Raw genomic sequence first — 23,494 nt, 5'->3', positions numbered from 1 at the left:
AGTCACGATTGACGAAGCTTGCGCTTCATTCGTTTTTGTATTCCGTAGAATACGATTTTTGCCTCATCGTTCAGTTTTCAAAGTTCGTCGTGTCGTTTTCAGCGACTTTAATATCTTAACAAGTTATCAACCCGATTGTCAACAACTTTTTTGATATTTATTTTTGTGTGTCACGACCATTCGCGGCACAAGAAGTAATATACCATGGCTTTTTGAATCCTACAAGCATTTTATTAGAAAAACATTTAAAAACTTTTATTTACCCGTTTTTCGACTCGTTTATCCCTGTGTTGACTTCAAAAAGAATGCTCCATTCCTTCTATACAGTATAGAAAGAACGGAGCTCCACTCATTAATTTTGTTGGTGACGCATCGTTGGGAAGAGTAATACATCACGAATCGATGGCGCATTCGTCAACAACATGACGAGACGATCGATCCCGATCCCAAGACCACCCGTTGGCGGCATACCGTACTCGAGTGCTTCAATGAAGTCTGTATCCATTTCATGTGCTTCATCGTTTCCTGCTTCTTTTTCGACGAGTTGTGCTTCGAAGCGTTCACGTTGATCGATTGGATCGTTCAATTCCGTGAAGGCATTCGCATGCTCACGACGGACGATGAATAATTCAAAGCGATCCGTAAAGCGTGGATCCTCTGGATTTTTCTTCGCAAGCGGTGACACTTCAACAGGATGACCATAGACGAATGTTGGTTGAACGAGTGTTTCTTCTACTTTTTGTTCAAAGAACTCATTCAAGATATGTCCCGTCGTCATGTGTGACTGAACTTCAACACCGTGTTCATGTGCTAGTTCGAGGGCACGTTCGTTTGAAATCTGTTCAAAGAAGTCGACACCTGTCGCTTCTTTAACGAGATCGACCATGTGTGCTCGTTTCCAACCGACAGATAGATCAATGACGTCTTCTCCGTAAGTGACTTGTGTCGTACCGAGTACTTCTTGTGCGACGTGAGCGATCAGGTTCTCTGTTAAGTTCATGATGTCTTTATAATCCGCATACGCTTCATAGAGTTCGATCATCGTAAACTCTGGGTTATGGCGTGTTGAGATTCCTTCATTACGGAACACGCGACCGATTTCGTAGACTTTCTCAAGTCCACCGACGATCAAACGTTTCAAATGGAGCTCGATCGCAATCCGCATGTAAAGCGTCATGTCGAGTGCATTATGATGCGTGATGAACGGACGAGCCGATGCTCCACCCGCAATCGTGTGCAACATTGGTGTTTCAACTTCCAAGTATCCGAGGTTATCGAGATATTGACGAATTCCACGAATGACTTTACTCCGCGCGATGAATGTCTCACGTGATTCTTGGTTCGTAATGAGGTCGAGGTAACGCTGACGGTAGCGTTGCTCGATATCTTTTAATCCGTGATATTTATCCGGAAGCGGACGTAATGCTTTCGTTAATAACGTAAATGCTGTGACGTGAACAGAGAGTTCACCAACATTCGTCTTGAACACATATCCTTGAATTCCGACGATGTCGCCTAAGTCACATGTCTTATAGATCTCATACGCCTCTTCGCCGACGTCATCTTTACGGACATACAACTGAATTTGACCTTGCACATCCTGAACATTCGTAAAGCCAACCTTCCCTTTACGACGTGTCGTCATGACACGCCCCGCGATGGCAACTTCCGGTTTCAGTTCAGCCAATTCTTCTTTTGTATGTTCACCAAATGATGCACGAATGCTCTCAGTATCCGTCGAACGTTCAAAACGTGCGCCGAATGGATCGAGACCTTGTTCACGCATGGCGTTCATCTTACCGAGACGCACCTGCATTTGATCGTTCATTTCCATATCCTGACTCACTGTCTTCACTCCTTTTAATAATGGTTCACGACGATTCTCTCGAATAAAAAGCTGTCGGAATGACCGACAGCCCTTTTAGAAAACCGATACGCTCATCTTCAATGCAACTAGCGTAACACAAAACGACTCTGTCCGACTATACTTTACCTGTTAGGCATATGCTACGTCTGCTTCGAGTGTCTGCAAGTACTGCTGTAACAGTTCGACGAGTCCTGCGTGTGTGTCGATATTGAATAACGCATTGCGAACGCGACCGTTCCCCTTCATTCCTTTCAAATACCAGGCGACGTGTGTCCGCATTTCGCGTACGGCGAGTTCTTCTCCCTTTAGCGCGACTAGTCGTGTTGCGTGTAAGAGACAGATATCAATCTTCTCACGCGCCGTCGGTTCTGCCGGAAGCGTTCCTGATTCGAGATACTGGATCGTCTGATACAACATCCACGGGTTCCCGAGAGCTGCCCGTCCGATCATGACACCGTCGACGCCGATCTCATCAATCATCCGTTTTGCATCTTGCGGCGTCTGAACATCTCCATTTCCGATGATCGGAATGTTGACCGCTTTTTTCGCTTCGCCAATGATGTTCCAGTCTGCGACCCCTTCATACTTTTGCGAACGTGTCCGCCCGTGGATAGCAACGGCTTTCGCACCACCCGCTTCTGCCGCTTTGACATTATCGACACAATAGATGTGATGACTGTCCCAGCCGGTCCGCATCTTAACAGTAACGGGTTTATCGATCGCTTGCGTCACCGCATGGACCATCTCATATACCTTATCCGGATCAAGCAACCATTTCGCTCCAGCATCACTTTTCGTGACTTTCGGGACCGGACAGCCCATGTTGATGTCAATGATATCGGCATTCGTGTTCGCTTCGACATATCGTGCCGCTTGAACGAGTGTCTCTTTTGAACCGCCATAGATTTGAAGGCTGAGCGGTTTTTCCCGCTCATCCACGTACAGCATCTGTAGCGTCCGTTCATTCTCGTACAAGATCCCTTTATCGCTGACCATCTCCGCACAGACGAGTCCCGCACCGAATTCCTTTGCAATTAACCGAAACGCCGGATTACAGACGCCTGCCATCGGTGCCAAGATGACTTGATTCTTCAGTTTGACATCACCAATGTTAAATTCCATTATTGTTCCTCCGCTTCTAAAAGCCCACCTAACCGTCGTACACCGTTTCGTTCTGTCTCTGGTAACTGCTGATACAACTGCTCGACACTTTGTCCAAGACCGGGTATGACGCATGTTGCTGCGAGTTCACGTAATGGTGCGAGGACGAATGCCCGCTCTTGCATCCGCGGATGCGGAACGGTTAATCCTTCGAGATCAATGCGTTCTTCCTCATATAGCAAAATATCTAAGTCAAGCGTTCGTGGTCCATTTTTGAACAGACGCTCGCGTCCTTCTAGCTGTTCAATTTCCTGCAGTCGTCTAAGTAAGACAGATGCCTCATCCGTCGTTTGAATTGCGACGACCATATTATAGAATAAATCCTGCTCGAGATATCCGACAGGTACCGTCTCATAAATGGAAGAGGCCTTCACATCATGAACAGACGGTAACGCTCTCAGGCGAGCAATCGCTGCTCTTAAGTGAGCCGCCTTATCGCCGATGTTCGAGCCGAGTGCAATGTAAGCTTCCTTCATGCATAGTCCTCCCGAAGGCGATTGATCTCGACCGCCACATGTTCATAATGACCGGCAATCGGCGGATCCGGTTTGATGACCTTGATCGACGCTTCTTGAATTCGTTCGTCTAACGCAAATACTGCTTTTGCAATACGGTCCGCCAAGGCTTCGACGAGTTGGAGCGGTTCTCCTTCGACGACACGTTTCGTCGCTTCATACAATTCGGCGTAATTGACACTTTTCGTCAAATCATCCGTCCGACCGGCTTCTGCCAATGCAAGTCCGATCGATAAGTCGACATTGAATCGTTGACCGAGTTTTGTCTCTTCTGCGAATACACCGTGGTACCCATAAAAACGCATTCCTGTTACATGAATTCGATCCACCGTTATTCCCCCTTCGTCGCAGCCAACATGATGTCCATCATCTGCGCTGCCCGTTTGACTTCTTTGACGTCATGCACACGCATCCAGTCACATCCTTGTTGAATCCCATAGCAAACCGTCGCAATCGTTCCTTCGAGTCGTTCTTCTGTCGGTAATCCAAGCGCGAGACCAATCATCGATTTACGGGATGTCCCGAGTAAAACCGGATACCCGAAGTCCGTTACGATCGATAGATGACGCATCAGGTACAAGTTCTCTTTATGCGTCTTCATGAATCCAATCCCCGGGTCGAGCCAAATGTGCTCTTCCGCCACGCCTGCCTGTTTTGCTAACCGAATTGATTCCTCAAGGTCAGCTCGAACTTCTGCCAGCATATCTGTCCCATGCGCCGTCTCCCGGTTATGCATCAAAATGATGGGTACTTTATACTGCGCAGCAACGTTGACCATCGAACGATCGCCCCACTTCGAGCCCCAAACATCGTTGATGATGTCCGCTCCCGCTTCAATAGCAGCCTCTGCGACGACAGGTTTGTACGTATCGATCGACACCAGTACGTTCAGCTCTCGTTTGATGCGCTTGATGATCGGTAAAACACGGGCGAGTTCTTCTTCGACTGATACGAACGCTGCACCCGGCCGTGTCGACTCTCCACCGACATCGATCGCATCTGCTCCATCCGCGACGAGCTGACGCGCTTGCCGCATCGCTTGCTCGACATCGACATATTGTCCACCGTCCGAAAAGGAGTCCGGTGTCACGTTCAAGATACCCATGATGTAAGTCATCGTTGTTCTCTCCTTGTCGTCACATGTTCGACGGATTGATCGAACAGCGTCATGATTTGTGCATATCCTGTTCCGTTGATTCCAGGGAAAGGGCGTCCGTCAAGTGACGAAATCGCGACCGCTTCCTGAACGGAATTCGTATAGATGATCTCATCTGCTTCTTCGAGCTGCGGTAAATAAGCCAAGCGTTCTTCGACCGGTACATGTTGCATGAGAAACTGACGGGTAATCCCGTTCAGTGCACCGGTTTCAAGCGGTGACGTATACCATGTACTTCCGTAACGCCAAAAGATGTTTGACGTAATGCCCTCACAGACATGACCTTCCTTCGTTAAAAACAGCCCTTCTGCTTCCGGATTGAACAATTGGCGTTTCGCCACTAGATTGTTCATGTAATGATGTGACTTCAAGCGGTAAGTCGTCTCCGGCGTACTGCGCGGTAAACGAATCGTCTCGAGTGCACGTTCCGCCCGTTTTCGCGGAGCGATTGGTTTCGCATAGATCAACACGGTCGGCGTATCGTAAGGATCGATTGATAAACCGATCTCGCGTGGACCGGCTGAGACGTTCAACCGAATATATAAATCGTTCGCCCCATATGCTGCATATAAATCTTGGATCGCTTGCCGCAAGGTTTCCCGGTCATATGCTAGCTGGATTCCGAGTGCGACACAACTCATCCGTAAGCGTTCAATATGATCATCGAACAAAAACGGATGTCCGTTATAGGTCCGAAACGTCTCGAATACACCCATCCCGTAGACGAATCCGTGATCGAGCGGGGAGATGCGTACTTCTTCTTCTCGTTTAATGGTCCCGTCATGCCAGAGATACATAATGCGTCAACTCCAAGAAATTTTTTAACATCTGCTTCCCGTCTCGCGTCAAAATCGCTTCCGGATGGAACTGGACACCGAGAATCGGCAACGTCCGGTGACGGAGTGCCATGATCTCTCCACCGGCTTCCGCCGTCACTTCGAGCACTTCCGGGAATGTCTCGCGTTCAACGACGAGCGAGTGGTAACGTGTCACCGGTGTCGATTGTGGGATCCGTTCAAAGATACCTTGTCCGTCATGCGTCAGTGGCGAGACTTTTCCGTGCATCAATTCCTTCGCGCGGACGACTTTACCACCGAATACTTGCCCAATCGCTTGATGACCTAAGCAGACCCCTAGTATCGGCACCTTCCCAGCAAAATAAGCAATCGCTTCTAAACTGATCCCCGCTTCATTCGGCGTACAAGGACCCGGCGAGATGACCAGATGATCCGGTTGCAACGCTTCGATTTCCGCAAGGGTAATCGCGTCGTTGCGAAATACCCGGATGTCTTGTCCGAGTTCGCCAAAATACTGGACTAAGTTGTACGTAAAGGAATCATAGTTATCAATCAATACAATCATTGCGTTCCCTCCGCTGTTTCTTTGGTCACCCATAACGCTTTGGCTTTACTGAGTGACTCTTCGTATTCACGTGCTGCGTCCGAGTCCGTGACGACTCCAGCACCTGCTTGGACATATGCCATCCCGTCTTTTGCAACGAGTGTCCGGATCAAGATGTTGAAGATGACATCATCCGCCCAACTGATGAAGCCAAGCGACCCGGTGTAGATACCGCGCCGGACCGGTTCCAGTTCTTCAATGATTTCCATCGTCCGGATTTTTGGTGCTCCAGTGATCGTACCACCTGGGAACATCGCAGCGAGCACCTGACTCCCCGAGTGTTCCGGAGCTACTTCCCCTCTGACGTTTGAGACGATGTGTTGTACGTGCGAGTATTTCTCGATCACCATCAGCTCATCGACATGAACCGTACCATAACGACTGACGCGCCCTAAATCATTTCGCTCTAAATCAACGAGCATCACATGCTCTGCCCGTTCTTTTTCATTATCGAGTAAGGTTTTCGCAAGTCGTAAATCCTCCGCTTCATCCTTCCCGCGCGGTCGTGTTCCGGCAATTGGACGTGTCGCTAACGCATCACCGATTTTTTCGACGAGCAACTCGGGTGAGGCGGACACGAGTGTTAAATCTTCATCCACAAAGTAACCCATGTATGGAGAAGGATTGACTTGTCGTAATACATCATACAAATGTTCCGCTGTCGTCCCTAGCGGCTCTTGTTGACGGACGGACAAATTAACTTGGAAGACGTCACCGTCCTCAATATAGGATTTAATCCGGTGTGCCGCTGTCATGAACGCCTCCTGTCCGAAGGCTCGTTCCCGCTCACCGGATGAACCGGTCGCTGTAAACTGAGGTGCGGTCGTCTCGATGCACCAGCGCGCGACTTCTTCTTCAAGGATCCGCTCCGCTTCCTCTGCCGTGTCTCGCGTCACGGCAATGAACAACTGCTTCGTCTCCTCATCAAACACGGCGACTTCATCGTACCAGTAAAATGACAGATCGGGTGTTTGCAAATCATCCATCGCTCGCTCCGGTAACTTTTCTAAATAACGGACGGCATCATAACTGACGTAACCGGCAAATCCACCAAAGAACGGTGGCATTCCATCCGGTCGGACTGATTCACGGTCGACGCGGAGCTGTTCGAGTACATCAAACGGATTCGCCGTCGATGTCTCGACTTTTCCATCTGTCTCAATCGTCGTCGTTCCGTCTTTTGTCCGGACGTATCCGACAGGACGAGTCGCCGCCATCGTATACCGGCCGATTCGACCGCTTTCGAGCCAGACGTGTCCCGTTGTGCCATTCGTCTGTTCAACATATCGATTGTAGAATTGTTCTTTCGTCCATGGTACTGCTTTGTATTTCGTCTGTCGCATACGCGTCCCTCACTTCACACTATTCTGCTCTCATTATACGCAAAAAAGTACACGGAAGCCGAATGACTTCCGTGTACGTCCAGTTGATTACTTCGATTGGTCTGCTTCTTCCTCGATTTGATACAGCGGTGTACTTAAGTACCGCTCTCCATTCGAAGGAATGATTGCGAGAACGTTTTTCCCTTTACCGAGACGTTTCGCTGTCTTGAGCGCCGCTGCAATCGCAGCACCTGACGAGATACCACCTAAGACACCATTCGTCTTCGCTGCTCGGCGTGCGTGATCGAATGCTTCTTCCGTCGTGATTTGCTCGACACCATCATAAATCTCTGTATCGAGAATCGACGGCACGAATCCAGCACCGATTCCTTGCAGTTTGTGCGGTCCCGGTTTACCACCTGATAAGACCGGTGAATCCGTTGGTTCGACGGCAATGATTTCAATACCTTGGAAAGCATCACGTAACACTTTACCAGCACCGGTGATCGTTCCGCCCGTTCCAATTCCCGCGATGAACGCATCGAGTTGCATGCCTTCGAACGCTTCGACGATTTCAGGACCTGTCGTTTTTTCATGGACGACTGGATTGGCACCGTTATTGAATTGTTGCGGCATGAAGTAACCGTGTTCTTCCGCTTCCGCTGTCGCGCGAGCGATCGCACCCTTCATCCCTTCAGGACCCGGAGTCAGAATCAATTCCGCACCATAGGCGCGAAGCAACGTCCGGCGCTCCATGCTCATCGTTTCCGGCATGACGAGGATGGCGCGGTATCCTTTCGCCGAAGCGACCATCGCTAGTCCGATCCCTGTGTTTCCACTCGTCGGCTCGATGATCGTGTCTCCTTCTTTGAGTTGACCCGCTTCTTCTGCGGCCTCAATCATAGATAGCGCGATCCGGTCTTTTACGCTTGATCCAGGGTTCATGTACTCCAATTTCAGATACACATCTGCATCCTCAGGACCCGTTAGATGATGTAACTTGACGATCGGGGTCCGACCGACTAAATCTAATACTGAATTCGCAATACGCATGACCATTCCTCCTCATTAGTGAACCGCTTGAATTCCAAGTAATCCGATAAACTAATTATCAGCGGATTGGATGAAATCTGTCAATCAAAGCGTTTGACTTCCGGCTTTTTTCCATCCTTCGTCTGGCGTTCGACCGCTTCTTGAATCAAACGATCAATCGTCTGTTTTTCCTGTTCCGTTCGCATCGTCTGATAGACCATCGCGCGCGTGATTTTCTCATCACCGACTTCGGCGACGACATCCTCGAGCGGACCACCGATGCTGTCTTGAACGATTTTAGGAGAATCGACCTTTGGGAGCTCACCCATGAAAGCGTAAGCACCGGTCATGAAATTCGTCAACATTAAGATGAAGATCAACATCCACAAGTACTTAGGTTGTACATTCCCCATATTAGATCCCTCTTATGCTCTTTCGAGTGATTTTTCGCGAAGTTCCTCTAATTCTGGAACATCATAGTGATAATGCTCTGAACAGAAGTGACAAACAGCTTCCGCACCACCATCTTCATCAATCATCGCTTGAATCTCATCTGGTCCAAGGGCGATGATCGCTGTCGCTAATTTGTCACGGTCACACGTACATTCGAATGATACTGGAATCGTATCAAGATGTTCGTAGTCACCGAGAACGAGTTCTAACATTTCTTCTGGTGTTTTTTCCTCACCGACGAGAATCGAGATCGGTTTTAGGGCTCCAACACGTTTTTCGAGTGCTGCAATCGTCTCTTCCGATGCACCTGGCATCAATTGAACGATCAAGCCACCTGCTGCGATGACTGATTCGTCTTCTGGATAAACGAGAACGCCAGCCCCAACGACCGATGGGCTTTGTTCCGATACAGCGAAGTAATACGTGAAGTCTTCGCTGATCTCACCTGTTTGAATCGGCGATTGACCACCGACGAAGTCACGCAACCCGAGGTCTTTGATGACAGAGATGTTTCCGCGACCGACCGCTTCACCGACTTTTAGTTTCGTCAGACCATCTGCATTGACATACGTATCCATCTCGACGCGGGGACGACTCACATATCCACGTACGACACCTTTTGCGTCGGCATCGACGATGATTTTCCCAATCGGTCCATCGCCTTCGACTTTTAATGTGACACGTGTATCGCCTTTTTGCATCGTACCCATCATTGCACCGATCGTCAGTGTCCGACCGAGCGCTGCTGTGACGACAGGTGTCGTCTGGTGGCGCAGTTGTGCTTCATAGACCGTCTTCGTCGAACGAATTGCAAACGCACGGACTTCTCCATTGAAGCCTAACGCCCGTACTAAATAGTCATCTTTTAATTGTGCTAATAATTCTTCACGTTTCATCTTGATTCCCTCACTTATTTCGTTCGTAGATAATCCGTAATCCATCTAACGTCAAGAATGGATCGACGACCTCAATCATCGTGGATTCCTCGCTGATTAATCGGGCTAAGCCGCCGGTCGCAATGACCTTCGCTTCTCCCATTTCTTCTTTCATCCGGTGAACGAGTCCGTCCACCTGTGCCACATATCCGAAATAGGTCCCCGACTGCATCGCATGGATCGTATTCCGTCCGATGGCTGACTGCGGTTTCGCGATTTCGATTCGCGGCAATTTTGCTGCCTTATTATAGAGTGCCTCGGTTGCAACCATCACACCGGGTGAGATGATGCCGCCGTAATACCGTTTTTGTGCATCGATGTAACAATACGTCGTCGCTGTTCCGAAATCGACGATGATCATCGGTCCCTCGTATTTCGCCGTCGCCGCTACTGCGTTGACGATTCGATCGGCTCCCACTTCCCGTGGATTATCGACTTTTAAATCCAGTCCTGTCTTGATTCCTGGTCCAATCAAGAACGGACGGCGTTTAAAGTAACGCACACACATATTTTCTAGTGGAAACACGACGGGGGGTACGACAGATGATAACACGATTCCCTCGATTTCTTCCACGTTTAGCTCTGCGTCACGGAACAACGCTTTGACGAGCATACCGTATTCGTCCGTCGTCCGTGTCCGGTCTGTCGCAATCCGCCAATGCTCAATCAACTCTTGTCCCTGATAGACACCTAAGACGATATTCGTATTTCCGACATCGATGACTAAAATCATTTGCTTATTTCCCCGCTTCTTCTCGATTTTCATGCTTCTATATTCCGTTGTTTCACGATCGGAATAATATACGTTGTGATTATACCATGCTCATATGGTCACACCTACCGATGTGTATTCGCTCGGTCTGCCACAAAAAAGAACGGATTCGATGCGAGATCGAATCCGTTCCATCCGTTTACACTTGATCGTCGCGACGCGGCGTGTCTGGTGTATCCGTATCTACATTTTTCCCTTCGTCAACGACTGAACCCATTTGCGTTGGAGACTGCGTCGGTTGATCAACAGTTGCATCTGTCGATTCCGGTGCTTTCTCTTCTGCTTTTGGAGTCGTTGCTTCTGGTTCATGTTTTTTGTATTCGCCCGTCTCTAGGAGATGGTGAATTTGTTTTTGATCGAGTGTTTCGACTTCAAGCAACGTCGTTGCAATCAAGTCGAGCTGATCGCGTTTCTCAGTCAGGATATCTTTCGCTTTTTGGTAACAGCGGTTGATGATCGCTTGGATTTCCGTATCGATCTCGTGTGCGATTGCATCCGAGTAATTCTGTTCGTTTTGGAAATCACGGCCGAGGAAGACGTTACCGCTTTGACCTGATCCGAATTGAAGTGGTCCGAGTTTTTCACTCATCCCGAACTCCATGACCATTTTCCGTGCAAGACCTGTCGCACGCTGGAAGTCATTGCTTGCCCCAGTCGAGACTTCTCCGAAGACGATGTCCTCTGCGACGCGACCACCGAGCAATCCAGTAATCTTATCTTCGAGTTCCGGCTTCGTCATGAAGTAACGATCTTCTTTTGGCAACATGACGACATATCCGCCCGCGTTTCCGCGAGGAACGATCGTTACCTTGTGTACTTCATCCGCATCGTCGAGCGTGACACCGATGATCGTATGTCCAGCTTCGTGCCATGCGACAATTTTTTTCTCTTTCGGCGAGATGATCCGGCTCTTCTTCGCTGGTCCCGCGATGACGCGGTCAATCGCTTCTTCGAGATCAACGATCGAGACTTTATCACGGTCTGAACGTGCTGCAACAAGTGCTGCTTCATTCAGAAGGTTCTCAAGATCCGCACCTGAGAATCCAGGTGTCCGCTGTGCGATAGCTTTCAAATCAACCGTCGAATCGAGCGGTTTGTTCCGTGCGTGAACTTTCAAGACTGCTTCACGACCGACGACATCTGGACGATCAACCGTGATTTGACGGTCAAAACGACCTGGACGGAGTAAGGCTGGGTCAAGAATATCAGCACGGTTCGTTGCTGCGATCATGATGATACCTTCGTTTTCACTGAATCCATCCATCTCGACGAGAAGTTGGTTCAATGTTTGCTCACGCTCATCGTGTCCACCACCGAGACCTGCGCCCCGTTGACGACCAACAGCATCGATTTCATCGATGAAGATGATACATGGTGCATTTTTCTTCGCGTTTTCGAACAAGTCACGGACACGTGATGCCCCGACACCGACGAACATCTCAACGAAGTCAGAACCTGAAATCGAGAAGAATGGTACGCCAGCTTCACCAGCTGCGGCACGTGCGAGCAACGTCTTACCTGTACCTGGAGGACCTACGAGGAGGACCCCTTTCGGAATACGGGCACCGAGTTTCGCGAATTTACGCGGATCTTTCAAGAATTCAACGACTTCGACGAGTTCTTGTTTCTCTTCGTCTGCGCCGGCTACATCATCAAACGTGATCTTTTTCTTCTCTGTATCATAGAGGCGTGCCTTCGATTTCCCGAAGTTCATGACGCGACCGCCACCACCGCCACCTTGTGCTTGATTAATCAAGAAGAAGAAGAGGATGAAGATGATGATGAATGGAACGATCGTCGTCAGTAACGCGATCCAACCACCATTCGTTTCTGCTGCCTTGAAGTCCAATTTGACTCCTTGGCTTCTGAGTTGCGTATAGAGATCCGTTAGTTCCGTATCAACAGCCGGTACGACCGTCTCATACGTCGAATCTTTTTCACGCAAATCTCCTGTCACATTATACGTCTGCCCTTCATATTGGAAGGTAGCCGTCTTGATTTCACCTTTTTCAACAGACTCGACAAACTGTGTGTAATTGATTTCTTTGCTTTTGTTCACTGGACTCTGCAAGTATTGCAGAAACAAGATCAAAGCTAGAAAAATGACCCCAAACACGAGGGTATTCTTCACTGCTCGGTTCATCTTATGCCTCCTCTCCGCATCCATCTCGTTTTTCTAGTGGATGAATACGAATCCTGGCGCGACAGGGCGCGCTTTGTAATTGGTTTCATCTTATCATGGGACAGACGAGATTAAAAATAATTAGCCGCCGTAGACTGCAGGTTTCAAGACACCTACATACGGAAGGTTACGGTATTTCTCTTCGTAATCCAGACCATAACCGACGACGAATTCGTGTGGAATGACGAAGCCGCTGTAATCTGCGTGCAAGTCATTCTTCCGTCCTGTTGGTTTGTCGAGCAACGTCACGATCTTAACGGACTTCGCTTTCCGGTACTTGAAGAGGTCGACGAGGTAGCCAAGCGTCAATCCGCTGTCGATGATATCTTCGACAATCAAGATGTCGCGTCCTTCTACCGATGTGTTCAAATCTTTTTCAATCTTGACTTCACCTGTTGATGTTGTCCCACCGTGATACGTTGAAACGTCCATGAAGTCCATTTCAAGGTGCATATCCATCTTTTTCACAAGATCAGACATGAAAGGCATTGCGCCTTTTAAGACACACACAAGCAACGGAAAACGATCGTGATAATCCGCTGTCAATTCGCCGGCGAGTTCGCCCACTTTATTTTGGATCTCTTCTTCTGAAATCAGTACTTTTTCCATATCGTTCATCAAGGTCATGCTAGGTATTCCTCCTCCATAATAAACACTACATTACCATTCTATCATTAAATAAGATTTTGCGAGGAGTTCAAATGACCCGAATATTGCAATTCGATGTCCAATGACGGCTAAAATCACTCCATTTGCATCGACGACGACCGGAACCTGTTCTCGGAGATAACGTGGAACCTTAGCATCAATCAGAATTCGACTGACTTTTTTCGAACCCACAGCAAGCTGAATCCGATCTCCTGGACGTGGCGGACGCACCGTCAACGGGAACGTAATCGCGTCCAGCGGGATACCTTGGTTTCCGATTGAGAAGCGAACCATTTGTTCACCATAATGATACGTTCCCAAATTCTCCCCTACTTGAAACGGTAAATCGTCATTCATTGACCGTATCACACGATCCTGCATCAAAAAGCCATATGCACGTCGCATCCTCCAGTTTCCATAATACACTTCGTCCGAGCCCTTATCCACCCGAAGCCACATGATGAAGTGACGAATCGTTTCTGAAGAAAACGTTTCTTTCGTTAGTGTCGGCAAGACAAGCCGCTGTAAATCCGTCGGTAATTCTAAAATACGTGCTATCGGAATTCCGTTTGCTTCCTTGCACCGGTCGAGATAGGTCGCGACGAATGTCGCCTGCTCACGCATGATTTGCTGTCGCGCATGTGCTGCCGCTGCTGTTGCTTGTTCAAACTCTGGCCGAATTTCTCGAAGTGGCGGCACAATCGTATGCCGGATTTGATTACGCAAATAAGTAGTTTCTGCATTTGACGCATCTTCTCGCCACGGGACTTCATGTTGCAGCGCATACTCGAGTAATGTTTGCTTCGATTCATGTAGCAACGGGCGATGCAACCAACCGTTACCAAATGGACGAACGACGGGAATACCATCAACCTGCGCTTCTCCACGAATGAGCTGAATGAGTAGCGTCTCAATTTGATCGTCTTGATGATGAGCGAGAATCAGACGCGAACGCCCGGTCTCTTCCATGATTCGTTCAAAAAACGCATATCTCTCTTCGCGACAAGCTGCTTGAGAGCTCGTACGTCCGGTCCATTCTAAACGTGTCATGAAAAAGGATATCTTTCGGGCCGTTGCCCACTCCTTAATAAAGCGCGCTTCTTCGTCGGACGCTTCTCGTAATCCATGATGCACATGCGCAATCGCGATATCGTAGCCTTCTTTGTACAAGCGATCAACGAGGACCATCGAATCACAACCTCCCGACACACCTACTAAAAGTGGTTCGAACGGCACACCTTCCATAACGACTTCACCCCTTTCCATCAAAACCTAAAAAAAGCTATCTCTATATAATAGAGATAGCTTTTGAGAATGACCCGTACGGGATTCGAACCCGTGTTACCGCCGTGAAAGGGCGGTGTCTTAACCGCTTGACCAACGGGCCAAAAAATATGGTAGCGGCGGAGGGAGTCGAACCCACGACCTCACGGGTATGAACCGTACGCTCTAGCCAGCTGAGCTACACCGCCATATTTTAACTCGTGCGTCTTAAGCACATTTTCTATAATACGGGCAGGTCAAATGAAAGTCAACGCTTTTTCTAAAAATAATTTCAAAAAAATAAAAGATGGAATGAACGGCGTCATTCCATCTCTATTCTTATAAAGAACAGGTCAGCAAGTTATTGACGTTTTGCGCCGCGTCCGCCACGTTTTGAATCCGTTTGACGTTTCAATGTAGCAAGACGATCTTCACTATCTTTCAGGAAACTAGACATCAGCGTATCGAACGATTGTTCTTTGCGCGGTGGTGGTGTACCACGGCCGCCTTTGTTGAAGCCTCCACGGTTACCGCCTCCACGTGGTCCTTTGTTATCGAACGAACGTGGTCCACGATCTTGTCCTGCTGGACGTGGTCCACGGTCGAACTGACGTGCAGGACGAGGACGTTCGCCTTCTGGACGATCGACGGCTTTTTTGATGGAAAGACCGATCTTACCATCGTTTTCAACACTTAAGACTTTGACGGTGATTTCTTGACCAACCGTCAACACATCATTGATGTCTTTAACGTAAGAATCTGCCACTTCACTGATGTGAACAAGACCAGTTTTCCCTGTTGGTAACTCAACGAACGCTCCGAAATTCGTGATGCCTGTTACTTTCCCTTGCACTTTGCTGCCTACTTCAATCGACATAAATTGTATTGCTCCTTTTTAGTTGATTCGTTTCTTATTATACGAGTGATTCATTCTTTTTTCAATCAATCGGCAACCTTCAATTAGTCTTCCGGTGAAAAGTAGAAGATCGTTTCCCCTTTTTTCGAATAGAGCAACTCGCTCCGAGCTAAGTTCGCTACATACTCTTTATCATTGAGACGATTGATTTCTTCCTTCAGACGGGCGGTCTCTTTTTTCGCTTTCGTCTGCTCTTGTTCAGCGACTTGAAACGACTGCTTTTGTTCAGCGATCAATTGCCGTTTTTCCATGTATGACCACCCCATGAGGGAAAAGATGAGCAAAAAGACGGTCAGACACAGGAAAAAGCGATTTTTGAGGCGTCGACGGTTTTCGATGGCATTCTGACTCAACTGCTTCTTACGGTCATTGAGCGGCTTGATCTTTGGCGCTGGACGCCCTGATTCGAGCGGTGTTGGCATATCATCCCTCCTCTTTCTGAGTGGTCATCCCTGACACTCTTTAGTATACTTCCTTTTTCCGGTAAATTACATCGATTCTTCGGAATTCACCTTTTCTTCACGGATGATCTCATACATATCAGACGCTTCTTCTTTTTTGGCATGTTCTTTAATGCTCGAAATCGCAACCGTGACAATCTTGTTTCCGAACCGGATCGTCATCTCGTCACCCGCTGCTACCGTGCTACTTGCTTTCGCCACATTACCATTGATCGTAATCCGACCTTGATCCGCTACTTCTTTTGCAAGCGTCCGTCGTTTGATCAGACGCGATACTTTTAAAAATTTATCAAGTCTCATGACTGTTCCTCCTGCTTCGCTTGATGCCAGAGTGAATCTTGCTCTTCAAGCGTCATCTCAATGAGCGGTCGATCCGCTAGCTGTTCCATTCGCGTAAAGCGACGGATGAATTTATCATTCGTCTGTTGTAGCCCCTCTTCTGCCGAGAGACCAAGGTATTTCCCGACGAGTGTCATCGAAAACAGAACGTCTCCGAATTCACCTAGTCGTTCTTCTGGTGCGGCTTCCTTCAATTCACGTAACTCTTCGATTACTTTTTCAAGTGCACCCTCGACGTCACTCCATTCAAAACCGACTTTCGCCACTTTCTTTTGAATATCTTCTGCGCGCATCAAGGCAGGTGCTCCTTTTGTTACGCCATCGAGCAAGGAAGTTCGCTCCGGTTTTTCTTGTGCTTTGATGTCTTGCCAGTTTGAAACGACGTCGGCTGAAGAATCGACAATCGTTTCTCCGAAGACGTGTGGATGACGACGAATCATCTTATCACTGACGCTTCCGATGACATCTCGAATGTCGAAATACCCTTCATCTAGACCAATTTGTGCGTGGAGCATGACCTGTAAAAGGACGTCTCCTAGCTCTTCTATCATTAAGTTATCGTCCTGAAGGTCGATTGCTTCCAGTAATTCGTAAGATTCTTCGATTAAATGACGTTTTAAAGACTCATGTGTCTGCTCTTGATCCCATGGGCAACCACCTTCACCACGTAATCGCGCGATGATCTCTTTTAATGTCGCGAAGTCACGGTTCAACGTCTGCTCATCCGTGACTGGTGGCACGTAGACTGTCGTCAGGTTACTGAGCGTCGTCACATGATCGAGTTCATATAACGGCACGCTTTGGACAGTTTGTTTGCTTGTACCCGCTGCCGTGACCAAAGTGACAAGATGTTCGTCCGGATAACGTTCCATCAGCTGAACCTTTAAGTCACCGGCGACGAGCGCATCATAGACTTGTCCAATCAGCAGATGTTGACGGATCTGTGCTTCATCAACGGCAAACGCCGTCGCATCAAGCAACTGGAATCCTTCAATCGGATCCACACCAAGCGCCGCGAACATCGGATCAAGAAAACTTTGTCCGCCTACAACGTCGACCGCGTCCGTCCGCTCTAATAACTGTTGGACGGTACTCTCAGCGACCAGTGGATGACCTGGGACGGCATAGATGATGTCCGTCGTCTTTGAGAGGCGAAGCAATTCCTCAACGATTTCTGTGTATACGTCTTCAAACCGACTATGTCGTTCGTAAACCGAGTCAAATGATGTAAAGTTCATTCCCTCTGCTGCGAGTTCTGAAACGACTGGATGATCCATTGTCCGTAAATAGACAGGCTGTGTCGTGTTTTTTAATAATCGATAGATGCCAAACGGCAATTGTTCGAGTTCGCCGACGCCAAGGCCGACGATCGTGATTCGGTGTGTCATATACTCCTCCTACGTTGGTACATCTGATATAACTTATCTCCTAAAGGCAATAGCGCCCACTCTTGTTCTGTTAATGCACGGACGCGTAATGCCATACTGCCATAAATGATAGCACCACCGATGACAAGGACGCCGACTTCGAGTGCCGCACCGATTCGTGTCTCAAGCTCAAACAGCTGAAAGAACGTTTCGATCAGATACAGAAACACACTCATGGCGAGCACAGGTAAGACCAGTCGTCGGTAGAACGCGTTTCCTGCCGATACGCGACCGAACTTCCGGTTCAATAGAATCCATTGTGCTGTCGCCATGACGGCAAAACCGCCAAATGTCGCCATACCCGCCCCGATCATACCATATCGGGGAATGAAATAGAGATTCAGAACGAGCTTCGCCCCTAATCCGACAAGAACACCAACGAGCGCATATTTTTCAGCATCGACCGACTGGAGACAAGAGATGATCATCATCGCAATCGAAGCGGCAAATGCCGTCGCCGCGAGCCAAATCAACCCTGCTGTTCCCTGGTCATCTTGATATAACGCAATATTGAGCGGACGCATCACACCCATTAGTCCGATTGTCGCTGCAGCGGCAATCAATAGACCGGAACGGAGTAATGTCTCGAGTTGTTGACGCATCATCTGCGGATCATGCTTTCGATATGCGGTTGATAAGGACGGAACACTCGCAAGACTCATCGATGTCGCAAAGAGAATCGCGAATTGCAGTAACGGATACCCACGGTCGAGCACCCCTTTTTCAATTTTCGTCTCCGTCGTATTACCAAGCAGATTGACGAACGTCAATCCATCGATCAATTGCATTAGTAACAAGGCAAGTGAGGCGATACTGACCGCCACCCCGCTTGTCACGAGCACTTTCCCGACCCGACGTACGTGAATACCTGAAAACACAGGACGACCGATCTTCCCTTTCGCAAAACGTAACAGGACGAATAACGAAACGATGCTGCCACCGATCGCTGTCAGATGGGCACTGGCACCAATCCAGTAGGGGTCCGCCTGCATCGAGACGCCGATATAGGTCACGAGCAACAAAAGTCCGACACGGACGGCATTTTCAGAGACTTGGGATACAGCCGTCGGTCGCATCTCGAGATCTGCTTGAAACATGCCTCTAAGAACGGCAATCACCGGTAGTAAATAAAATGTACACGTGACGGCTCGCAACGGAACAACGAGTTTGTCGTCCCCAAACCAGCCCGCGAGTGTCGGGGCAATCCACCATCCGAGCAGACCAAAAAAGACCGTCATCGCAAGTAAGACATAAAAAATCGACCAAAGGACTTCTCGTTTCTCATCCGGGTGGTAAAGCGTCAACTTCGCCACGATGACGGGCAGCGCATAAATTCCAAGCGCTGCCGCTATCGCGAATAAGGGATAGACCGTCTGATAGACGTACAATCCGAAATCACCGGCGAGGTTCTGATACGGAATCCGGTAAAAAAAGCTGAGCAGTTTCGAGATATAACTAGAGATTGCAAGCAGTGCTGCGCCTTGCGCAATCGTTCGTCTATTCATCGTGCGACGAGCCGACGATCAAGCTCTGCTAGCAACTGTTCTGCCTGCATCGTCATCTGTTGCGTCGACTGTTTATTCCGGTTCAGGGTCAAGACGAGTTTCTGTTCTTGTTGTCCCATCCCTAGACCACGTCCAAGCGGAACGGTCCACTTGACGAAGTCCGCCACGTCAAGCTGCTGTGTTGCTTGAAGCGACAAGACGATCTCGATTTTAGGATCGGTTTGTTTGACGCGTTCGACACGCGCCCGCTCGGCAAAAATCCGCATCCGTGTCAATTGGATTAAACGCGCAACCTCATCAGGGAACTCACCGAATCGCTCAAGCATCTCTGTTTCGAGTTGTTCGAGACTGTCGACGGTATCGACATATTTCAAGCGTTTATAAAACTCGATTTTCAGCTCGGAGTCCGTCATGTAGTGTGATGGAATATACGCATCAAGACTGAACGTGAACTCAGGTACGAATTTCTGGACGCGTTTTTTACCTTTCATCCGTTCTTTGCGTTCTTCAACCGCTTCTGCGAGCATCTGCGAATAAAGATCGAAACCAACGGAGTCGATGAAGCCCGATTGTTGGGAACCGAGTAAGTTTCCGGCACCACGAATCGATAAGTCGCGCATCGCGATCTTAAAGCCGCTACCGAGCTCCGTGAATTCCTTGATCGCCTGTAGACGACTTTCTGCTACTTCCGTCAATCGTTTTTGCGGACGGTACGTAAAGTACGAATAAGCAACGCGACTTGATCGACCAACACGACCGCGCAATTGATACAGCTGCGATAAGCCCATTTGATCCGCGTCATGAACGATCAACGTATTGACGTTCGGAATGTCGATTCCTGTCTCGATGATCGTCGTACTGACAAGAACATCCGCGTCCCCTTCGAAGAACGCGATCAACTGACTCTCGAGTTCGGTTTCCGTCATCCGACCGTGCGCCGTGACAATCCGTGCTTCCGGTACGAGCGCGCGAATCTCTTCTGCCTTTCGCTCGATGCCTTCGACCCGGTTATACAGGAAGAACGCTTGTCCACCCCGGCCAAGTTCTCGTTCAAGTGCTTCTCGCATGACGATTCCGTCGTATTCCATGACATACGTCTGGACCGGATAACGGTTTTCAGGTGGGGTCTCAAGGACCGAGAGATCGCGGATCCCAATCATCGACATGTGCAATGTCCGTGGAATCGGTGTCGCCGTCAACGTCAAGACGTCAACGTTCGTCTTCAACTGTTTCAGACGCTCTTTGTGTTTCACGCCGAATCGTTGCTCTTCATCAATGATCAACAATCCGATATCAGCGAACTGAACGTCTTTCGACAGCACACGGTGTGTCCCGACGACGACATCGATCGTTCCCTCTTTCAATCCTTGTTTCGTCGCCTTTAATTCTGCTGGCGAACGGAACCGGCTCATGACCGACACACGAATCGGCCATTCACTGAATCGCTCAAGCATCGTTTCGTAGTGTTGTTGCGCAAGGACGGTCGTCGGTACGAGTAACGCGACTTGTTTTCCAGACATGACCGCTTTGAACGCCGCTCGAATCGCAACTTCCGTTTTCCCATACCCGACGTCGCCACATAATAGACGATCCATCGGACGCGGACGTTCCATATCCTTCTTGATTTCAGCAATCGATCGCAATTGATCGACCGTTTCCTCATACGGGAACGAAGCCTCGAATGCTTGCATGTTATCGTCGTCCTCTGGGAACGCAAAACCGACGGCAGCTTCACGAGCCGCATAGAGCTTGATCAACTCATCAGCAATATCCTCGACCGATTTCTGGACCTTCGCTTTGACCTTTTTCCATTCCGTTCCACCGAGTTTATAGATCTTTGGCTCTTTTCCTTCAGCGCCGACATACTTTTGAATCAAGTCGATCTGATCGACAGGAACATACAACGAGTCCTCTCCCGCGTAAACGAGATGGAGATAATCCTGATGATTACCGGCTACATCAATCGTCTTGATGCCGTGGTACCGCCCAATCCCGTGATGAATATGGACGACGTAATCGCCTGTCTTCAATTCTTGGTAACTCTTGATCCGTTCAGCGTTCGTCAGCTTCGTCGTTTGCTTCCGGCGACGCGCTGGTTGCTTGAAGACTTCTTCTTCCGTGATGACGACGAGGCGCGCATTCGTCATCTCGAATCCACCATGGATTCCGCCAATCAGGATCGCGGGTTGACCACGAGTGATGCCTTCTTTCGTTACGATCGAGGCTTCGACCCCATAATCGGATAATGTCTGACGCATCCGCTCGGCACGTTCTCGGTTACTCGCTAAGAAAACCATCCACATGTCAGCGCGACGATATCGCTCGACTTCTTGCTTCAGGCGTTCCATCTGACCATGGAACGGTGCAATCGGTTTGATGCTGAAATGGATTGCCGCACTTTCCGGTACCCCACTCCGGCGGGTCGGTAGGAGCGAGAGGTACAACAATGGTTGTCCTTCAAAGACATGTGCCATCGGAACGGACAGGACGTAATCACTGACACTTTGTCCGCGTTCAATGAGAGACGCCATCCATTCTGCTTCCTCTGCATCCTGGACTTCCGCCGCTTCTTCGACCCGTGCGACTTCATCGACGATCAAGACGCTTCCCCTCACGTCTTGACGTAGCGTCGACGTGTAGAGGATCGGTGCATACTTCGCGAACTGTTTCGGACGATCGCCGTTTTCTAACAACTCGACGTCATAGGCGATTCCCTCTTCAAGTGCCGCGAGGACCTCCGTACTTTGGACGCGCTCTTTCGTCGCCTCATAAAGACGACGGACTTTTTCACCCGCGTCCTTCAACTGATCCTTCGTCGCGAAGTGTTCCGCCGCTGGCATCAAACATGCTTCTGCGACGACACCGAGCGAACGTTGTGTCTCCGCATCGAATGTATAGATTGAGTCGACTTCCTCGTCGAATAGATCGAGCCGGTATGGGCGTTCGACCGTAAGCGGATAAATATCGATGATACTTCCGCGAACAGCAAACTCACCGGGTGTCGTCACCGTCGCTGTCCGTTCGTACCCCGCATCGACTAAATCCTGGACGAAGTCCGGAATCGATAAGATGTCGCCCGGCTTCACTTGTTTGACGTGTGACAGGAACGTCTGTGCATCCGGAACATATCGACGTAAACCGACGAGCGGAATGATCAAAATTCCGTCGTCCGTCGTCAGTAAACGATGACGGGTCTCGATCCGCGTCGCCCGCAGTTCTGGACTGGCGCCATAAGAAAGTTCTGCTGCTAACGTCTCATCGACCGGATAGAGCATGACGTCTTCTTCCGGTACGAGTTCAATCAAATCATCGTACAGTTTTTGTGCTTGGAACATATTATGTGTCACGAGTACGAATCGACGTTTCGTCTCCTGATAAATCCCGGCTACGAACAATGCTTTCCCACTGTTCATCAGACCGGTGATCAACTGAGCGTTGACACCGTCCCGGAAACGTTCCCGAACCGTCTTGATTTCAGGAATCGCTAGTAAGAGTTCTTGTAATTGTTTCATCTTCTTCCTCCTAAAACACGACAGCAAAAACGCTTTGGAACCCCAAAGCGTTGCGTTCAGTTATACCGATTCATCAAAGCGAGAAACGGTGTGTCTATGAAGTCCGTCGCTACATCGACAGACGCATTGAGTACATGTTGCAGACTTCCTTGCTCCGCCTTCGAAAAATTCATTAACACCCAGTCAATGACTTGGATGGGTGCCGGTGGTCGACCGACGCCGAGCTTAAGGCGCTTGATCTCCTGCGTACCGAGGTGCTGGATCAACGACTTGACGCCGTTATGACCGCCTGCACTGCCTTTTGAACGCAACCGTAGTTTCTCAAGCGGCAAGTCCAGATCGTCATAGATGACGAGCACATCTTCGACCGCGATTTTATAGAAATCAAGTAACGGTCGCACCGCTTCACCTGATAAGTTCATATACGTCAATGGCTTGACGAGCACGACACGTTCTCCGTTTATCATTCCCGTTCCGAAGAGGGCTTTAAACTTCGATTCTGAAAGCTTGATCCCGTGCTTCTCCGCTAAGGCATCAATCGCAAGAAAACCGATGTTGTGGCGCGTATTCGCATACTTCGCACCAGGATTCCCTAATCCGACGATACATTTCATATCGATTCCTCAT

General features: G+C 49.1%; 22 protein-coding genes and 2 tRNA genes. All 24 read right to left on the bottom strand.

Features of this window, described 5'->3' with window-relative positions; all coding sequences use genetic code 11:
* Positions 1-352: 352 nt before the first annotated feature.
* The 24 genes from lysS to pth all read right to left on the bottom strand — a co-directional run bounded on the left by lysS (position 353) and on the right by pth (position 23,481).
* Positions 353-1,834, bottom strand: coding sequence for a lysine--tRNA ligase (gene lysS, locus KNQ08_RS16520; RefSeq protein WP_214772669.1), 1,482 nt, complete (start codon positions 1,832-1,834; stop codon positions 353-355).
* Positions 1,835-1,996: 162 nt separating this feature from the next.
* A complete protein-coding gene (gene dusB / locus KNQ08_RS16515) occupies positions 1,997-2,989 on the bottom strand; it encodes a tRNA dihydrouridine synthase DusB (RefSeq protein ID WP_214806327.1) in 993 nt (330 codons plus the stop codon).
* Positions 2,989-3,504: a 2-amino-4-hydroxy-6-hydroxymethyldihydropteridine diphosphokinase gene (gene folK, locus KNQ08_RS16510; protein WP_214806325.1), complete on the bottom strand. Its 516-nt coding sequence runs from the start codon at positions 3,502-3,504 to the stop codon at positions 2,989-2,991. Before folK ends, dusB begins: the two co-directional genes overlap by 1 nt.
* Positions 3,501-3,872, bottom strand: coding sequence for a dihydroneopterin aldolase (gene folB, locus KNQ08_RS16505; RefSeq protein WP_023466572.1), 372 nt, complete (start codon positions 3,870-3,872; stop codon positions 3,501-3,503). The genes folK and folB overlap by 4 nt, the downstream gene beginning before the upstream one ends.
* 2 nt (positions 3,873-3,874) lie before the next feature.
* Entirely contained in the window at positions 3,875-4,660 is a 786-nt protein-coding gene (gene folP / locus KNQ08_RS16500; RefSeq protein ID WP_214806323.1) for a dihydropteroate synthase, read from the bottom strand.
* Complete coding sequence (locus KNQ08_RS16495) at positions 4,657-5,496, bottom strand: aminotransferase class IV (protein WP_214806321.1); 840 nt, start codon at positions 5,494-5,496, stop codon at positions 4,657-4,659. Before KNQ08_RS16495 ends, folP begins: the two co-directional genes overlap by 4 nt.
* The gene (locus KNQ08_RS16490) at positions 5,480-6,061 is read right to left on the bottom strand and encodes an anthranilate synthase component II (protein ID WP_214806319.1); all 582 of its coding nucleotides are present in this window, start codon (positions 6,059-6,061) and stop codon (positions 5,480-5,482) included. The genes KNQ08_RS16495 and KNQ08_RS16490 overlap by 17 nt, the downstream gene beginning before the upstream one ends.
* A complete protein-coding gene (locus KNQ08_RS16485) occupies positions 6,058-7,443 on the bottom strand; it encodes an anthranilate synthase component I family protein (protein ID WP_214806318.1) in 1,386 nt (461 codons plus the stop codon). The genes KNQ08_RS16490 and KNQ08_RS16485 overlap by 4 nt, the downstream gene beginning before the upstream one ends.
* A gap of 87 nt (positions 7,444-7,530) precedes the next feature.
* Positions 7,531-8,475: a cysteine synthase A gene (gene cysK, locus KNQ08_RS16480; RefSeq protein WP_023466565.1), complete on the bottom strand. Its 945-nt coding sequence runs from the start codon at positions 8,473-8,475 to the stop codon at positions 7,531-7,533.
* A gap of 80 nt (positions 8,476-8,555) precedes the next feature.
* On the bottom strand, positions 8,556-8,867 hold the full coding sequence (locus KNQ08_RS16475) for a SurA N-terminal domain-containing protein (protein ID WP_023466564.1): 312 nt from the start codon (positions 8,865-8,867) through the stop codon (positions 8,556-8,558).
* A gap of 12 nt (positions 8,868-8,879) precedes the next feature.
* A complete protein-coding gene (hslO, locus tag KNQ08_RS16470; RefSeq protein ID WP_023466563.1) occupies positions 8,880-9,803 on the bottom strand; it encodes an Hsp33 family molecular chaperone HslO in 924 nt (307 codons plus the stop codon).
* A 10-nt stretch (positions 9,804-9,813) separates the two neighbouring features.
* Positions 9,814-10,575: a type III pantothenate kinase gene (locus tag KNQ08_RS16465; protein ID WP_029343061.1), complete on the bottom strand. Its 762-nt coding sequence runs from the start codon at positions 10,573-10,575 to the stop codon at positions 9,814-9,816.
* Positions 10,576-10,753: 178 nt separating this feature from the next.
* Positions 10,754-12,757: an ATP-dependent zinc metalloprotease FtsH gene (ftsH, locus tag KNQ08_RS16460; RefSeq protein ID WP_050677371.1), complete on the bottom strand. Its 2,004-nt coding sequence runs from the start codon at positions 12,755-12,757 to the stop codon at positions 10,754-10,756.
* Positions 12,758-12,877: 120 nt separating this feature from the next.
* Positions 12,878-13,423, bottom strand: coding sequence for a hypoxanthine phosphoribosyltransferase (gene hpt / locus KNQ08_RS16455; protein WP_023466560.1), 546 nt, complete (start codon positions 13,421-13,423; stop codon positions 12,878-12,880).
* A 33-nt stretch (positions 13,424-13,456) separates the two neighbouring features.
* Positions 13,457-14,689: a tRNA lysidine(34) synthetase TilS gene (gene tilS, locus KNQ08_RS16450; protein ID WP_214772657.1), complete on the bottom strand. Its 1,233-nt coding sequence runs from the start codon at positions 14,687-14,689 to the stop codon at positions 13,457-13,459.
* A gap of 70 nt (positions 14,690-14,759) precedes the next feature.
* Positions 14,760-14,831 (bottom strand) — tRNA-Glu (locus KNQ08_RS16445).
* 8 nt (positions 14,832-14,839) lie between these two features.
* Positions 14,840-14,916 (bottom strand) — tRNA-Met (locus KNQ08_RS16440).
* A 152-nt stretch (positions 14,917-15,068) separates the two neighbouring features.
* Positions 15,069-15,584: a S1 domain-containing RNA-binding protein gene (locus KNQ08_RS16435; RefSeq protein WP_023466558.1), complete on the bottom strand. Its 516-nt coding sequence runs from the start codon at positions 15,582-15,584 to the stop codon at positions 15,069-15,071.
* 83 nt (positions 15,585-15,667) lie between these two features.
* Positions 15,668-16,045: an FtsB family cell division protein gene (locus KNQ08_RS16430; RefSeq protein WP_023466557.1), complete on the bottom strand. Its 378-nt coding sequence runs from the start codon at positions 16,043-16,045 to the stop codon at positions 15,668-15,670.
* A 66-nt stretch (positions 16,046-16,111) separates the two neighbouring features.
* Positions 16,112-16,384, bottom strand: a complete 273-nt coding sequence (locus KNQ08_RS16425; RefSeq protein ID WP_023466556.1) for an RNA-binding S4 domain-containing protein — start codon at positions 16,382-16,384, stop codon at positions 16,112-16,114.
* Complete coding sequence (gene yabN / locus KNQ08_RS16420; protein ID WP_214806317.1) at positions 16,381-17,811, bottom strand: bifunctional methyltransferase/pyrophosphohydrolase YabN; 1,431 nt, start codon at positions 17,809-17,811, stop codon at positions 16,381-16,383. The genes KNQ08_RS16425 and yabN overlap by 4 nt, the downstream gene beginning before the upstream one ends.
* Positions 17,808-19,355 (bottom strand): putative polysaccharide biosynthesis protein, encoded by a 1,548-nt coding sequence (locus KNQ08_RS16415; RefSeq protein WP_214806316.1) that lies wholly within the window; start codon positions 19,353-19,355, stop codon positions 17,808-17,810. Before KNQ08_RS16415 ends, yabN begins: the two co-directional genes overlap by 4 nt.
* Entirely contained in the window at positions 19,352-22,867 is a 3,516-nt protein-coding gene (gene mfd / locus KNQ08_RS16410; RefSeq protein ID WP_214725609.1) for a transcription-repair coupling factor, read from the bottom strand. The genes KNQ08_RS16415 and mfd overlap by 4 nt, the downstream gene beginning before the upstream one ends.
* 56 nt (positions 22,868-22,923) lie before the next feature.
* Positions 22,924-23,481, bottom strand: coding sequence for an aminoacyl-tRNA hydrolase (gene pth, locus KNQ08_RS16405; protein WP_023466549.1), 558 nt, complete (start codon positions 23,479-23,481; stop codon positions 22,924-22,926).
* Positions 23,482-23,494: the final 13 nt, after the last annotated feature.

The sequence above is a fragment of the Exiguobacterium sp. s46 genome (assembly GCF_018618875.1).
Lineage (GTDB): Bacteria > Bacillota > Bacilli > Exiguobacteriales > Exiguobacteriaceae > Exiguobacterium_A > Exiguobacterium_A abrahamii.
The sequence above is the reverse complement of the archived record's forward strand: the minus strand, read 5'-3'. Positions and strand labels throughout refer to the sequence as shown.

Coding starts and splice junctions, on each gene's coding strand:
- lysS (WP_214772669.1), bottom strand. CDS start 1,834: ATGGAAATGAACGATCAAATGCAGGTGCGTCTCGGTAAGATGAACGCC.
- dusB (WP_214806327.1), bottom strand. CDS start 2,989: ATGGAATTTAACATTGGTGATGTCAAACTGAAGAATCAAGTCATCTTG.
- folK (WP_214806325.1), bottom strand. CDS start 3,504: ATGAAGGAAGCTTACATTGCACTCGGCTCGAACATCGGCGATAAGGCG.
- folP (WP_214806323.1), bottom strand. CDS start 4,660: ATGACTTACATCATGGGTATCTTGAACGTGACACCGGACTCCTTTTCG.
- KNQ08_RS16495 (WP_214806321.1), bottom strand. CDS start 5,496: ATGTATCTCTGGCATGACGGGACCATTAAACGAGAAGAAGAAGTACGC.
- KNQ08_RS16490 (WP_214806319.1), bottom strand. CDS start 6,061: ATGATTGTATTGATTGATAACTATGATTCCTTTACGTACAACTTAGTC.
- KNQ08_RS16485 (WP_214806318.1), bottom strand. CDS start 7,443: ATGCGACAGACGAAATACAAAGCAGTACCATGGACGAAAGAACAATTC.
- cysK (WP_023466565.1), bottom strand. CDS start 8,475: ATGCGTATTGCGAATTCAGTATTAGATTTAGTCGGTCGGACCCCGATC.
- KNQ08_RS16475 (WP_023466564.1), bottom strand. CDS start 8,867: ATGGGGAATGTACAACCTAAGTACTTGTGGATGTTGATCTTCATCTTA.
- hslO (WP_023466563.1), bottom strand. CDS start 9,803: ATGAAACGTGAAGAATTATTAGCACAATTAAAAGATGACTATTTAGTA.
- KNQ08_RS16465 (WP_029343061.1), bottom strand. CDS start 10,575: ATGATTTTAGTCATCGATGTCGGAAATACGAATATCGTCTTAGGTGTC.
- ftsH (WP_050677371.1), bottom strand. CDS start 12,757: ATGAACCGAGCAGTGAAGAATACCCTCGTGTTTGGGGTCATTTTTCTA.
- hpt (WP_023466560.1), bottom strand. CDS start 13,423: ATGACCTTGATGAACGATATGGAAAAAGTACTGATTTCAGAAGAAGAG.
- tilS (WP_214772657.1), bottom strand. CDS start 14,689: ATGGAAGGTGTGCCGTTCGAACCACTTTTAGTAGGTGTGTCGGGAGGT.
- KNQ08_RS16435 (WP_023466558.1), bottom strand. CDS start 15,584: ATGTCGATTGAAGTAGGCAGCAAAGTGCAAGGGAAAGTAACAGGCATC.
- KNQ08_RS16430 (WP_023466557.1), bottom strand. CDS start 16,045: ATGCCAACACCGCTCGAATCAGGGCGTCCAGCGCCAAAGATCAAGCCG.
- KNQ08_RS16425 (WP_023466556.1), bottom strand. CDS start 16,384: ATGAGACTTGATAAATTTTTAAAAGTATCGCGTCTGATCAAACGACGG.
- yabN (WP_214806317.1), bottom strand. CDS start 17,811: ATGACACACCGAATCACGATCGTCGGCCTTGGCGTCGGCGAACTCGAA.
- KNQ08_RS16415 (WP_214806316.1), bottom strand. CDS start 19,355: ATGAATAGACGAACGATTGCGCAAGGCGCAGCACTGCTTGCAATCTCT.
- mfd (WP_214725609.1), bottom strand. CDS start 22,867: ATGAAACAATTACAAGAACTCTTACTAGCGATTCCTGAAATCAAGACG.
- pth (WP_023466549.1), bottom strand. CDS start 23,481: ATGAAATGTATCGTCGGATTAGGGAATCCTGGTGCGAAGTATGCGAAT.